The 11091-nt window shown below is 61.3% G+C and carries 15 protein-coding genes and 2 pseudogenes; 7 read left to right on the top strand and 10 right to left on the bottom strand.

The genetic code is table 11. From position 1 onward, the window contains the following. Window positions 1-101, top strand: a pseudogene (locus ABDZ36_RS00400) (IS5/IS1182 family transposase); the annotation flags it as partial. Between the two features lie 238 nt (window positions 102-339). Here the strand turns inward: ABDZ36_RS00400 and ABDZ36_RS00395 are convergent. Next, the gene (locus ABDZ36_RS00395; RefSeq protein ID WP_211313340.1) at window positions 340-1122 is read right to left on the bottom strand and encodes a DNA-methyltransferase; all 783 of its coding nucleotides are present in this window, start codon (window positions 1120-1122) and stop codon (window positions 340-342) included. Further along, the gene (locus ABDZ36_RS00390) at window positions 1122-1835 is read right to left on the bottom strand and encodes a hypothetical protein (RefSeq protein WP_211313339.1); all 714 of its coding nucleotides are present in this window, start codon (window positions 1833-1835) and stop codon (window positions 1122-1124) included. Before ABDZ36_RS00390 ends, ABDZ36_RS00395 begins: the two co-directional genes overlap by 1 nt. Before the next feature lie 82 nt (window positions 1836-1917). On the opposite strand from ABDZ36_RS00390, the gene ABDZ36_RS00385 reads away from it, so the two are divergent. The 4 genes and pseudogenes from ABDZ36_RS00385 to ABDZ36_RS00370 all read left to right on the top strand — a co-directional run bounded on the left by ABDZ36_RS00385 (window position 1918) and on the right by ABDZ36_RS00370 (window position 4742). Next, entirely contained in the window at window positions 1918-2148 is a 231-nt protein-coding gene (locus ABDZ36_RS00385; RefSeq protein ID WP_211313338.1) for a winged helix-turn-helix domain-containing protein, read from the top strand. Window positions 2149-2327: 179 nt separating this feature from the next. Further along, window positions 2328-3563 carry an RNA-guided endonuclease InsQ/TnpB family protein gene (locus ABDZ36_RS00380; RefSeq protein ID WP_211313337.1) on the top strand — a complete coding sequence of 412 codons (1236 nt, stop codon included), beginning with the start codon at window positions 2328-2330 and terminating at the stop codon, window positions 3561-3563. Window positions 3564-3634: 71 nt separating this feature from the next. Continuing rightward, window positions 3635-4388 (top strand): annotated as a pseudogene (locus tag ABDZ36_RS00375) (transposase domain-containing protein). A gap of 57 nt (window positions 4389-4445) precedes the next feature. Then, window positions 4446-4742: a helix-turn-helix transcriptional regulator gene (locus tag ABDZ36_RS00370; protein ID WP_211313336.1), complete on the top strand. Its 297-nt coding sequence runs from the start codon at window positions 4446-4448 to the stop codon at window positions 4740-4742. 35 nt (window positions 4743-4777) lie between these two features. Here the strand turns inward: ABDZ36_RS00370 and ABDZ36_RS00365 are convergent, their stop codons facing one another. Genes ABDZ36_RS00365 through ABDZ36_RS00350 form a run of 4 tightly spaced genes read right to left on the bottom strand, consistent with a single transcriptional unit; the run spans window position 4778 to window position 8157 of the window. Continuing rightward, window positions 4778-5563 carry a VOC family protein gene (locus tag ABDZ36_RS00365; RefSeq protein WP_211313335.1) on the bottom strand — a complete coding sequence of 262 codons (786 nt, stop codon included), beginning with the start codon at window positions 5561-5563 and terminating at the stop codon, window positions 4778-4780. A 48-nt stretch (window positions 5564-5611) separates the two neighbouring features. Then, the gene (locus ABDZ36_RS00360) at window positions 5612-6094 is read right to left on the bottom strand and encodes a DUF8050 family protein (RefSeq protein ID WP_211313334.1); all 483 of its coding nucleotides are present in this window, start codon (window positions 6092-6094) and stop codon (window positions 5612-5614) included. Window positions 6095-6102: 8 nt separating this feature from the next. Continuing rightward, window positions 6103-6999, bottom strand: coding sequence for a hypothetical protein (locus ABDZ36_RS00355; protein WP_211313333.1), 897 nt, complete (start codon window positions 6997-6999; stop codon window positions 6103-6105). Between the two features lie 42 nt (window positions 7000-7041). After that, window positions 7042-8157, bottom strand: a complete 1116-nt coding sequence (locus ABDZ36_RS00350) for an OBG GTPase family GTP-binding protein (protein WP_211313332.1) — start codon at window positions 8155-8157, stop codon at window positions 7042-7044. Between the two features lie 106 nt (window positions 8158-8263). Between ABDZ36_RS00350 and ABDZ36_RS00345 the strand changes: the two genes are divergently transcribed. Further along, the gene (locus tag ABDZ36_RS00345; protein WP_211313331.1) at window positions 8264-8464 is read left to right on the top strand and encodes a VNG_1110C family protein; all 201 of its coding nucleotides are present in this window, start codon (window positions 8264-8266) and stop codon (window positions 8462-8464) included. Between the two features lie 72 nt (window positions 8465-8536). After that, a complete protein-coding gene (locus tag ABDZ36_RS00340) occupies window positions 8537-9016 on the top strand; it encodes a 50S ribosomal protein L11 (RefSeq protein WP_211313330.1) in 480 nt (159 codons plus the stop codon). Between the two features lie 338 nt (window positions 9017-9354). Here ABDZ36_RS00340 and ABDZ36_RS00335 read toward each other — a convergent pair whose 3' ends face one another. The 4 genes from ABDZ36_RS00335 to ABDZ36_RS00320 all read right to left on the bottom strand — a co-directional run bounded on the left by ABDZ36_RS00335 (window position 9355) and on the right by ABDZ36_RS00320 (window position 11036). Further along, a complete protein-coding gene (locus ABDZ36_RS00335; protein ID WP_211313329.1) occupies window positions 9355-9693 on the bottom strand; it encodes a CHY zinc finger protein in 339 nt (112 codons plus the stop codon). After that, window positions 9693-10307 carry a GTP cyclohydrolase I gene (folE, locus tag ABDZ36_RS00330; protein ID WP_211313342.1) on the bottom strand — a complete coding sequence of 205 codons (615 nt, stop codon included), beginning with the start codon at window positions 10305-10307 and terminating at the stop codon, window positions 9693-9695. Before folE ends, ABDZ36_RS00335 begins: the two co-directional genes overlap by 1 nt. A gap of 76 nt (window positions 10308-10383) precedes the next feature. Then, on the bottom strand, window positions 10384-10665 hold the full coding sequence (locus ABDZ36_RS00325) for a DUF7521 family protein (RefSeq protein ID WP_211313328.1): 282 nt from the start codon (window positions 10663-10665) through the stop codon (window positions 10384-10386). Between the two features lie 5 nt (window positions 10666-10670). Then, complete coding sequence (locus tag ABDZ36_RS00320; RefSeq protein WP_211313327.1) at window positions 10671-11036, bottom strand: helix-turn-helix domain-containing protein; 366 nt, start codon at window positions 11034-11036, stop codon at window positions 10671-10673. Window positions 11037-11091: the final 55 nt, after the last annotated feature.

The following is an 11091-nucleotide window of genomic DNA, read 5'->3' as shown; positions in this document are numbered from 1 at the left end:
CGTACGGCTCCGCCGTCCGAGCGCGAGCGTGGTATCGCCAGTTTCGTGAAATTGTGCTCGCCGCCGCAGTCTACAACGTCGAACAAGCCGTGAAACAGTGAATCCCGTCGCCCTCTGCGGATTCAATGAAGCCGAATGATATCTTTGATTTCTTCTTTGATGACCTCACGGCGTTCTGTTCCTAAGTCAGTGTAATCAAGAATATCCGTCCAAGGATCGGCGTTATTAGACACATAAGTAGGCCTTCGCCGTCCCCGGATATAGAATAAACCCGCAAACTCCTTTGCAAAGGTGTTCACCTATGTATTAGAGTGTCAGTAAAGTAGCGGGAGAAAGGGGTTAGAAGTCGGTGAGGGACTGTTGCTTCAAGTCGGAGAGGCGGTCGGCTATGATGTCGTCAAAGTCTTCGTTGAGTTCGTATCCAATACACTTTCTCTTCAAGCGGAGGGCGGACTTCGCGGTCGTGCCCGAGCCAAGGAATGGGTCGAGAATCGTGTCACCTTCGTTAGAAGATAGACGCACAATACGTTCGATTAGTGAAGTTGGGTAGGGGGCTTTGTGGAGCACATTGTTACCGATAGATCCTCGCTTGACTGGGTTCCTCCAAAGATTGCCTAGCCGCTTATCTTCGGAGACTGCGGGATCTTCGAGACTGTTTCCTGCTTCTCCTTCGTTGAACTTGTGATCTTTATTCTTCGAGAGATAGACGACATATTCCTTCTTGTTGACCACATTCCTGTCGGTCATCCCTGCGATTGCAGTGGGTTTGTGCCAAACAACCATATCCTGCAGGACAAACCCGATGTCTTCGGCTCTTTCTGCGATGTGGTAGGGGAGAAGTTGGAGGTCGCCTCTCTCCATAACGGTGTCAACGACAACCCACATCGTGCCGTCGTCGCTGAGAACATCGTAGCACTCGCGCCAGACTTCAGCCATACGGTCGTGGTAGAGTTCGTAGGATTCGTCCGAAGTTCCGATTTGGTCTTCGTGGCCGTAGTCCTTCAAGTCCCAATAGGGCGGGGATGTGATAACGGACTGCACTGATTCCTCCCTAACTTCTTTCATTTCCTCGCTGGAACTCCAGTGAACATCGAAGTTTCGGAAATCATCTAACTCGGGCATTATAGAACCTCCACTTCGATATTGTTTATCGTTCGGTTCTCGGTGGTGATAGCGTCCTCGAAGTCGTCAGCCCACAGTGTGTAGACAGTTTCTTTGTCTCCTGAACCCACCAGCACACATCGTTGGATAGCTTCAGAGAGGGAGAGAGTGCTGGTTTCGTCTACGGATTGGTTGCTTGTTTGGGTGCGATCTTCGTGGAGCCAGACATTGCCGGGGTCTTTGCCTTCGGAGTTATATCGTTTGACCTCCGTGTCGTGATAGGAGCTACTACCAGTTTCTCGCTCGCCACCCCATTCGTTTCCTTCGTAGACATGGGAGACTCGGATGCGGTCTTTGTGGAACTGGTAGTCACGCTTGTCGCGCACAAGAAAGAGAATATCACAATAAGCGGGTTGTAGGTCGGGTTTATCGGTCGTGTCCGCCCACGAATGAACGCTGATGGTGTTCTTCAAGGCGAAGGCTGCTTCGTCTCGAATGTGGTCTCCGAACGCCAACGCACACGGCCACATACGACCGTCACGGTAGTCGTTAGGTGCTAGAACCCAGAGGGTTTCTGTGGAGTCCATCCTGTCGTAGATGGTCTCCCAAACGCCGTCTGTAGATTGTAGGGCGTCTTCAAGAGAGTCGGCATCCTGAATTCGTTCCCGCAGATCGACTAAATACATTTGATTACCAGAGGCTTGCGACGGCTGGCTACTTGAATTCTCCACCATCCTGCTGCTACCTAGCTGAATACCTATGCATAGGTATTTGGGTTTGTATTACTTTTCCACGACCTACACCAAGTACACGGTAATGGGGCTAACATTAACGGATTCAAAACGCCGTATTCTATCTCTCTTGGAGGAGGAGCCAAGGCACGGCTATGTTCTCGCTAAAGAATTGAATGTACAGGGCAGCACAATTTACCAGCATCTATCGGAATTAGAAGATGCGGGTTACATTGAGGGCGAAAAAGACGGTCGAAGGAAGGTCTACAGCTTAACGGAGAAGGGCGAATTAATCTTGAAAGCCGAACGGGATTAGCCGTATGAATCGAAGTCTCGAAGGAGATCTCTTTTCCTACTTTGGCCGTAGTAGACTTGCTCTTTTTGCCCGTTTTACTGGCGGTCTAGGAGAATGCCTCGGGGCTTGACCCCGGGGTTGAATCCGATAGGCAAGGTTACAAACCATTAAGTAAACACGTCTCTAATCAACAGGCAGCGATGGAGTACAGTCACCGCTACTCCGCATACCCGACACAAGAGGTAGCGGCTGAACTGGAATACCACATCGACGTTCATCGCCAAGCGTACAACTACACCCGGTACGAGTACGAAAACGTGGACGCCGACAACATCGGTTCCGCATACAAACACCACTCCCGACTTCCCAACTGGAAAGACGACTTCTCCATCTTCTCGGAGGTTAACTCGAAGGCTCTACAACGAACCGTCACACGGTTCTATCAGAACCTTAACGGACTCTCTGAAAAGAAACAGAGCGGTCGGAAGGTTGGGAAACTCAAGTGGAAGTCCCCGAAGGAGTACCGGAGTATGACGTTTTCGCAGTCTGGCTTCGAACTCAAAAACACGAGTGGCCGATGCGCGACACTCTGGCTCTCCAAAATCGGCGACATCAAAATCCGCTACCACCGCGAAATTCCGGATGAAGCGGACATCAAGGAAGTCACCATCAAGAAGGAGACGACCGGCGACTGGTTCGTCTCCTTCGGCCTCGAAACCGACGACGCAGACCTGCCCGAGAAACCCGACGTGGACTCGCTGGACGCGAGCAACAGTATTGGGATTGACCTTGGCATCTTGAACTACATCCACACCTCTGACGGGAAGACCGTGGACTGGCTCGACCTCGACGACGAGTACGAACGACTCCGCCGTGAGCAACGCAAACTCTCACGGAAGGAGGAGGGGTCGAACAACTACGAGAAACAACGTAAGCAGGTCGCCAAAGTCAAGCGACACATCCGTCGGAAGGGGCTGGACTACCAGCACAAACTCACGACGTGGCTCGTCCGCGCGTACGACGCCGTATTTGTCGAGGACTTGAACGTGAAGGGGATGCTCGAACAGTCGCATAATGCTCGCAACAAGCAGGATGCGGCGTGGCGACAATTCATCACCCTCCTCGAATACAAAGCCAAACTGTACGGCACGCACGTCATGCAAGTCAAAGCCCGAGGCACGACGAAAGAATGTGCGTCGTGTGGTGTGGAGACACCGAAGCCCATCTGGGTCAGGGAACACTCCTGTCCCTCGTGCGGATTCGAGACGGACAGGGACGCGAACGCGGCGATAAACGTCCTTCAACGCGGCTTTTCTGAACTAGGGCTGGGATGGCCCGAAGACACGCCCGTGGAGACTGTGCTCCCTACGGACACACCTGACTTTCAGCGTGTGTCTGCAAAGCGCGTCGTCGAAACGGGAAGCCTCGGGGCTTGACCCCGAGGCGATTCACTGGCGGTGTTTAGTTAAGGCTGAAAAGTGAGGCGGGTCTGATTTTCAGCTGGTTTATGGCGAAAATCGCCTGCCTCAGCGGTCGTAGCGACTGGATCGGCTTGGATTTTGTGGAGCGAGAGCGGACACCGGGCGAGCTGATGCAGCTCGGTATTCGACTTCACCTGTCCGGTCTCTCACTTTCGAATACCGTCTCAGAACTTGAGAAGTTTGGTGTCGAACGCTCGCGGAAGGCTGTTCACGACTGGGTGCAGAAGGCCGATCTACAGCCCGCCAGCGACGCAAGTCCGGATCACGTCGCGCTCGACGAGACGGTGATCCGGATCAACGGTCAACAGTTCTAGTTGTATGCCGTTACCAGAAACCCAGAGTTTTCTGGTTAGTGAATAAGACGCGAAGCGTCTCGTCAACGCTATCGCTGATCCGAAGACAAACAAATTCCGTCACTCCAGGCTGTTTACGGCGACTACAACGGCATTAACGCAGCAGTTTCTACGGAAGCTTCGTGAGAAACGCGACGTCAAAGACGTCCTCAGAAATTAGAGATTTCTGGTGTGCAAACGAAACGCAGAGCATCTCGTTAACGCCGTGTTTCTCGTCGATCATGCCCAACATCTAGCGGCCGCACTCCAACGAGCGGGACTCCGATTTCAGCCTGTTCGCCAGGGAAATCGGAACGCCGTCGAACGTATCTTCTAAGGAATAAAACGATGTACTTCCTCGTTTAGAAATAGTTTCAGCCACGTCGACCCAGCAACCACAGAAACGTGGTTGCAAGCCTTCGCCGTCTGGTGGAACTCGCTTAACTAAACACGACGGCCCCATATCACAATAGGTTGATAACGACGTCCGCGAAACTGTCACCCGATGCGGACACTCCACGCCCTGCAACGTGAGATGCTCGTGTTGGTCGTCGACTACGGCGACCCCTGTGGGCAGGACATCAAACGGGAACTGGAGGCGTACCACGACGCCGAGATCCGGAGTGAACAGCTGTACCACCACCTGGACGCACTCTGCGAGCGCGGCTTCGTCGAGAAACGCCGCGCCGACGGCCGGACGAACGCCTACGTCGTCACCGACGCGGGGAGCCGCTGGCTCGAACGCCAGCGTCACTGGGTCGCCGAGCACGTCGGCCCCGCGTCCGTTGACGAAGGGAGCTAGCGACGCCGGGAGCCGCGACTACCGGACGCTACGCGCTAGTCGTCCATCACGTCGGTATCCGGCGTGACGACCTCGATCTCGTGGCCGTCCTGGTCCGTGGTGAACGCGTAGTTCCAATCGCAGGACTCGGGATCGCGGTAGTCGGCGGCTTCGCGCTCCATCAGCTCGTCCCATGCCTCCTCGAGGTCGTCGGCGCGCACGGCGAGGTGCCCCCAGCCGTCGGCGTCCTCGTAGCTGCGCCCGTCGTAGTTATACGTCAGCTCGACGGTCATCGCGCGCTCGCTCGCCCCTGCGGGCTTCATGAAGTAGTTCGCGAACGTATCGGACTCCCAGCGGCCGTCCGCCTCGTACTCGAACTTCCGCGTCCAGAAGCCCAGCGCCTCGTCGGCGTCCTCGACGCGGATCATCGTGTGATCGAGGCTCCACTGCTGGCCGTGGTCGCGCTCGACGATCTCGACTTCGTGGCCGTCCGGGTCCGTCACGAACGCGTAGGAGCCACCGCAGGACTCGGGATCACGATAGTCCTCGACGCCCGCGTCCATCAGCGCCTCGTAGGCCTCGAAGACGTCCTCGACGCGCACGGCGATGTGGCCCCACGCGTCGCCCATGTCGTACTCGCTCGTGTCGTGGTTGTACGTCAACTCGAGGACGGCGTCCTCATCCTGTCGATCCTCGGGGCCGAGATAAACGTTGGTGAACGTATCGGCCTCCCAGCGGCCGTATTCGACGTAGTCAAGGTGGCTCTGGTACCACTCCAGCGATTCCTCGAGGTCGCCGACGCGCATCATTACGTGATCGAGCACGTAGTCACTCTCGCTCATGGTCGAGGCGTGGACCGCGGAGGCGTTAAGCGTACCGGCGTCGGCGGATCAGGCCTCGGTCGGCCGGATGTAGACGAGCCTTCGGAGCCCGTCCCGATACAGGAGGAGGGCGACGCCCCAACAGAGCGGCGGCGCGGCGGGGAGTACGAGGAGGTCGGGACGCGACACCGTGAGGCCGATCCCGTACAGTAGCTCCGCGCCGCCGCTCATGACGAGCAGACCAGCGGTGACCCGGCGATCCTCACGGTTGAGGAGCGCGAGCGCGGCGCTCCCGATCGCACACGCGTAGAGGAACGCCCCGGTCGGCCACGCCTGTCGCCAGTAGCTATCGACGACCGCCATCGCGAGATAGTGCGGGAGCGTGGTGAACTGCCCGCCGAGCGGGCCGAGCAGGGAGCCGAGCCCGTACGCGAAAAAGGCCCCGTAGTGGGCCCCGCCGCTCTCGGTCCAGCGAATGATCGTCCACGGGAGCGCGAAGACGACGAGGAAGGCGAGGAGTCGGTGGCTGACGCGCGAACGCGAACCGGGCATACGCGGCCCTACGCCCCCGCGGCGGATGGGCGTTCGGTCTTGATTCGGTTCGCCGCCTCGACTGTGGTCCCGCTCGTCGCCCCCATCTCGGTCCCGTTCGCCGTGCGGTCCGCGTGGCTCTCGTTCAAGTCCGCGTCCTCTATCGTCGGACAGGCGTCCTCTGAGTCCACGAGGTGGGCCGGCGCTGTGACGGAGACGTTCGCGCCGTACGCGTAGTCGAGCGTCGTCCGCTGCGTGATCGAGACGCCGTTCGTCGAGGAGTTTACGACGCTTCGAACGCGGAGGATCCGGCGCGTATCGTTCGCGACCCAGAGCCGGATCCGGGCGTCCTCTATCGCGCCGACGTCTCTGTCGGACACCGACTCGAAGCGGCGCTTCGAGTCCGCGAGCGCCGCGGCCGTTGGATACGCGTCAATTACCGTCGCGTTCACGCCGTCGATCCGCGCGGGACCCGCGGACTGCACGGGCGCGCCGGCGGAGACATTCACGAAGACGCCAAGCGAGTCGTTCGTCCGCCAGTTCGCGACTTCGCTCGCGGCGTACCACGCGTCGGGGACGTTCACGTAGCGCGACGCGTAACAGGGGACGTAGTAGGCGTCGTCCACGAGGTAGGCGGTGCGTTCCTCGTCGCGCGACGAGACCGTGACGCGCCCGCGCCGCGTCGTGCGGTTCACGGCCGCCTCGCGCTCGAATGAGACCGAGCGCTCATCGCCGCCGCGGCGCGCCGTCGCGGTGCCGCCGCCGGTCGCGCGATACTCGGTGACGTCGGCGCTCGCGTTCACGGCGTCTGAGACGACTCGTTCCGCGGCAGGATCGCTCGGCGGCGGACCGCCACCGCCAAGACAGCCGGCGCTCACGAGGAGGACGAGACACGTCGGTAAGAGGAGGGGGCGTTTGGGGACCACACGCTGGCCGACGGACGGCCCTCACTTGACCGTTCCGCAGGCTTATCGCCGCACGATGAGCCGCAGGACGTCCTCGTCTTCGAGTTCGTGATCGCGACCGACTTGTTGGTCGTCGTGTTTCGCGGAGGGGCCGCTGACGCGCGCGAACCGGAAGCGATCGTCCATGTCGCCACCCAAGCGGTCGAGCGCGTCGTCGACCGTCTCGCCGCGTCGGAGGATGAGCGGCTCCTCGTAGTCGACGCCGCGGCCCGGCTTGTCCATGTAGATACGAATGAGGTCGAGGTCGTTCCAGAGGCGCTCCTTCAGCGCGTCGAGGCCCTTCTCCTCGTGCGCGCTGATGAAGACAGCGTCCTCCTCGGGATCGATGTCGCGCTCGCGGAGTGCGTTCTTCACGGTCTCGGCGTACGACGGCTCGATGAGGTCGACCTTGTTGACAACGGTGAGCGAGGGAAGGTAGACGCGGTTGTCGAGGACGCCGTCGACGAGTTCGTCGACATCCGGGTCGCCGCGGATCGTGACGTCCGCGTTCACGTACCCCTGCTCGCGGAGCACCTGTCGGACGGTGTCGTGATCGAGCTCGAGCTCGCCCGAGGTGTTCACGTCGATGCCGCCCTTGATCTTCTTCGAGATGCGGATGTGGGGCGGTTCGGTATCGAGTCGGATCTTGTTGTCGTAGAGTTCGTCGTAGAGCCGGTCGTACTGATCGATCTCGAAGGCTGAGAGGACGAAGACGACGAGATCAGTCGAGCGGATGACGGAGAGCACTTCGCGCCCGCCCCCGCGCCCGCCCGCGGCCCCCTCGATCAGCCCCGGCACGTCGAGGATCTGGATGTCCGCGCCGCGGTATTTGAGCATCCCGGGGTTGACGTCGAGCGTCGTGAACTCGTACGCGCCGACCTCGCTGTCGGCGTTCGTGAGGGCGTTCACGATCGTAGATTTGCCGACAGAGGGGAAGCCGACGAGCGCGACGGTCGCGTCGCCCTGCTGTTTGACGGAGTAGCCACCGCCGCCCCCGGAGCCGGCCTGCTGGGCTTCGAGCTTCTCCTTTTTCTCCGCGAGCTTCGCCTTCAGCCGGCCGATGTGCGCTTCCGTGGACTTGTTGTACGGAGTGTTCGCGATCTCCTCTTCGAGTTCCTCGATCTCCGCCTCCAGTCCCATCGTTCGAAAGTGGGCCGTCTCGCCGGAAAGCACTTTCGTCCGGCATCGCGTCGATCCCTCACGATCTTCGACACGTTTATTTCGGCGCTCGGGAGACACGGGTCGTATGGGCGATCCGTCGCGGTACCGGGACAGCACGCAGATCGTCCTGCCGACGGGCACGCTTGACGGGATCGAGCCGCCCCTCGACGAGCGCTTCACCGTGACGCTGTTCGAACGCGACGGCGTGGTGCGGATCATCGGAAGTCCGGTCGAGATTCGGGCAGCGAGCGACTACCTCGCACGACAGGGCGTTAGTCTCCCGTAAGTGGGCGACACGGACCCGTCGCGATCGCCGACTTTCGAACGGTTTAAACCCGCCGCGCGATTGCGTTCACGCATGGCTGATACCATCGAAGTGCTCGTTCCCGGCGGGCAGGCCAACCCCGGCCCGCCCCTCGGCCCGGAGCTCGGTCCCACGCCCGTCGACGTGCAGGCGGTTGTCGAGGAAATCAACGACCAGACCGCGGCCTTCGACGGCACGGAGGTCCCCGTCACCGTCGAGTACGAGGAGGACGGCTCCTTCTCCATCGACGTCGGTGTCCCGCCGACGGCGGAGCTCATCAAGGACGAGGCCGGCTTCGAGACCGGTAGCGGCGAGCCCCAGGAGAACTTCGTCGCAGACCTCTCCATCGAGCAGCTGAAGTCCATCGCCGAGCAGAAGCAGTCCGACCTGCTCTCGTACGACACGAAGAACGCCGCGAAGGAAGTCGCGGGCACCTGCGTCACTCTCGGCGTCACGATCGAGGGCGAGGACGCGCGCGGCTTCAAGGCGAAGGTCGACGCCGGCGAGTTCGACGACGTTCTCGCGGAAGCGTAAGCGACGCGAGGGCGAGCGAGACGTACGTTCACGTCTCGCCTACGTTCTCGCCGAGGCCTGACGAGGCGAGAGCTGGCGAATCTCCGATTCGGCCCCGTGCTGGCCGAGGCGTAAGCCGAGGACAGTGTTAGTGAGACGCGCCAGCGTCTCACGCAATCTCGCGGAAGCGTAAGCGCCGCGAGAGCCAGCAGCGCATAGCGGCCTGCGTTGTTCCCGCTGAGGCGTAAGCGAAGTGAGCGCCGGTCGGACACGACGAGTCCGGTCGCGCTGGCCGCCGGGGGAACGGGACCGTCGTCCCGCCCCGTTTTCACGATCGTCGCATCCGTCGAGCCGCGGCGTTATCGCTCGGCGAAGTACCGGCCCCAGTGGCGTTTGCAGCCGGGGTTGAACGCGTGTCCGCACGAGGGACAGGTATCGTCGCAATCGGCGTACTCGTCGACGGTGAGCGTCGCGCCACAGGCCCCACAGAGGACGGCGGGTTCGTCGAAAGCGTCGCGCGGGAGCACGCGCCATGCGTGGTCCGCGATCGCGTCGTGGCAGGCGTGACAGGGGAAGTAGCCGTCACAGCACGCCGCACGGATGGCGATCACGTCGCGTGCAGTGTCGTAGTGCGCACAGCGGGTCTCGGAATCAATAGAGACGCCGCAGACGCGCGTTTTGCCGACGATGCGCTCCATCAGCGCTCGGCGGCGATGGCGTCGCTGAAGCGCTCGCGTTCGTCCGTCGTGAGTTCGCCGACGGTAGCGCGCGATGTCGTGGTCGTGTGCGCCTCAACGCCGCGCATCGCCTCGCAAAGGTGCGTCGCAGAGAGTTCGACGGCGATAGCCGCTGGGCCGATGGCGTCGTCGAGCCCCTCGGCGAGGGTTCGTGTCAGGCGCTCTTGCACGGTGAGCTTCCGGGATGCCCACTTGACGTAGCGCGCGAGCTTGGAGAGGCCGACGACCTCGCCGTCGGGCCGATAGGCGACGTGTGCGACGCCGTGGAAGGGGAGGAGGTGGTGTTCGCAGAGCGAGTAGACGGGAATCCCCGTCTTCACGACGAGGTCGTCGGCGTCGGCGTCGAAGGTCCGCATCGTCGGGCGTTCGTCCTCGCGGTAGCCCTGCGTGAGCTCCTCGTAGGCGGCGGGGACGCGGCGTTCCCACGTCTCGGCGAGCCCGTCGCGGTCGGGGTCCTCGCCGATCGCGTCGAGGAGGAGTCGGGTCGCGTGCGCGAGTTGCTCGCGATCGACCGGGCCGTCGCTCTCGTCGTCCGTGCCGTCGCTCTCGTCGTGGGTGGGCGTTCCGTCGGTCATGTCCGTGGCGGCCGCGTTGGTCCGTCTTCGTCCTTCCATAGTGAGAACCCGTCGATTCCGCGAGCGGGGTCCGCCCTCACTCCTCGGCGTAGAGCGAGTAGAGGATGACGGCGAAGCCGACGACGGTGAACCCGCTCTCGACGACGAGCGCGAGCAGGGGATCGACGTGTAAGAGGGTGTCGACGAAGCCGGCGAGGAGCGCGCCGACGGTGACGACACCGAAGCCGAGCGCGAGCAGCCGGATTGAACGCGAGTGCGTCCGAAGCGATGCTTCGTAGGCGAAGTAGGTGATCGCGCCTCCGAGAAGTAGCGTCACCGTCTTCAACACCGTCACGAGCGTCGTGAGTCCGAGTCCCATCGGGGTCATGTCTCCTTTTGCACCTCCGCCCAGATGTCCGCGAGCCGCTCGGAGGGGCCGCGTGCGGGCCGATCCACGTCGAGGCCGAGGTCGTGATCGTCGTCGAATCCGACTTCGAGGGCGTCGAATGCCGCCCGATAGCGCGAGCGGTGGCGGCCGTCGGAGCGGACCTCCGTCTCCTCGTCGACGAGCGTCGCATCGGTGAGCAGTTCGAGTTTCCGGTAGGTGGTCGAGAGTGGCACGTCGCACGCCTCCGAGAGTTCGTTCGCCGTCATTGGTTCCTCGAGCGCACGGAGGAACGCCCGACAGTCCTCGTCGTTGAGCGCGTCCAGAACGCGCGCGAGATCGAGGTCGTCGTCGGATGTACTCATGCTGTCCCCGTGCGGGTCGTGGTTCGCACGTAGGCCCCCCACGCTTAGGTATCGA

Source organism: Halarchaeum salinum (genome assembly GCF_039520965.1).
In the GTDB taxonomy this organism is placed as follows: domain Archaea; phylum Halobacteriota; class Halobacteria; order Halobacteriales; family Halobacteriaceae; genus Halarchaeum; species Halarchaeum salinum.
The sequence above is the reverse complement of the archived record's forward strand: the minus strand, read 5'-3'. Positions and strand labels throughout refer to the sequence as shown.

What these genes read in the sequence shown, in the direction of transcription:
- ABDZ36_RS00320 (WP_211313327.1), bottom strand. Translation starts at nt 11,036, where the DNA reads ATGAGTACATCCGACGACGACCTCGATCTCGCGCGCGTTCTGGACGCG.
- ABDZ36_RS00390 (WP_211313339.1), bottom strand. Translation starts at nt 1,835, where the DNA reads ATGGTGGAGAATTCAAGTAGCCAGCCGTCGCAAGCCTCTGGTAATCAA.
- ABDZ36_RS00335 (WP_211313329.1), bottom strand. Translation starts at nt 9,693, where the DNA reads ATGGAGCGCATCGTCGGCAAAACGCGCGTCTGCGGCGTCTCTATTGAT.
- ABDZ36_RS00325 (WP_211313328.1), bottom strand. Translation starts at nt 10,665, where the DNA reads ATGGGACTCGGACTCACGACGCTCGTGACGGTGTTGAAGACGGTGACG.
- ABDZ36_RS00370 (WP_211313336.1), top strand. Translation starts at nt 4,446, where the DNA reads ATGCGGACACTCCACGCCCTGCAACGTGAGATGCTCGTGTTGGTCGTC.
- ABDZ36_RS00395 (WP_211313340.1), bottom strand. Translation starts at nt 1,122, where the DNA reads ATGCCCGAGTTAGATGATTTCCGAAACTTCGATGTTCACTGGAGTTCC.
- ABDZ36_RS00350 (WP_211313332.1), bottom strand. Translation starts at nt 8,157, where the DNA reads ATGGGACTGGAGGCGGAGATCGAGGAACTCGAAGAGGAGATCGCGAAC.
- ABDZ36_RS00340 (WP_211313330.1), top strand. Translation starts at nt 8,537, where the DNA reads ATGGCTGATACCATCGAAGTGCTCGTTCCCGGCGGGCAGGCCAACCCC.
- ABDZ36_RS00385 (WP_211313338.1), top strand. Translation starts at nt 1,918, where the DNA reads ATGGGGCTAACATTAACGGATTCAAAACGCCGTATTCTATCTCTCTTG.
- ABDZ36_RS00345 (WP_211313331.1), top strand. Translation starts at nt 8,264, where the DNA reads ATGGGCGATCCGTCGCGGTACCGGGACAGCACGCAGATCGTCCTGCCG.
- ABDZ36_RS00365 (WP_211313335.1), bottom strand. Translation starts at nt 5,563, where the DNA reads ATGAGCGAGAGTGACTACGTGCTCGATCACGTAATGATGCGCGTCGGC.
- ABDZ36_RS00360 (WP_211313334.1), bottom strand. Translation starts at nt 6,094, where the DNA reads ATGCCCGGTTCGCGTTCGCGCGTCAGCCACCGACTCCTCGCCTTCCTC.
- ABDZ36_RS00380 (WP_211313337.1), top strand. Translation starts at nt 2,328, where the DNA reads ATGGAGTACAGTCACCGCTACTCCGCATACCCGACACAAGAGGTAGCG.
- folE (WP_211313342.1), bottom strand. Translation starts at nt 10,307, where the DNA reads ATGACCGACGGAACGCCCACCCACGACGAGAGCGACGGCACGGACGAC.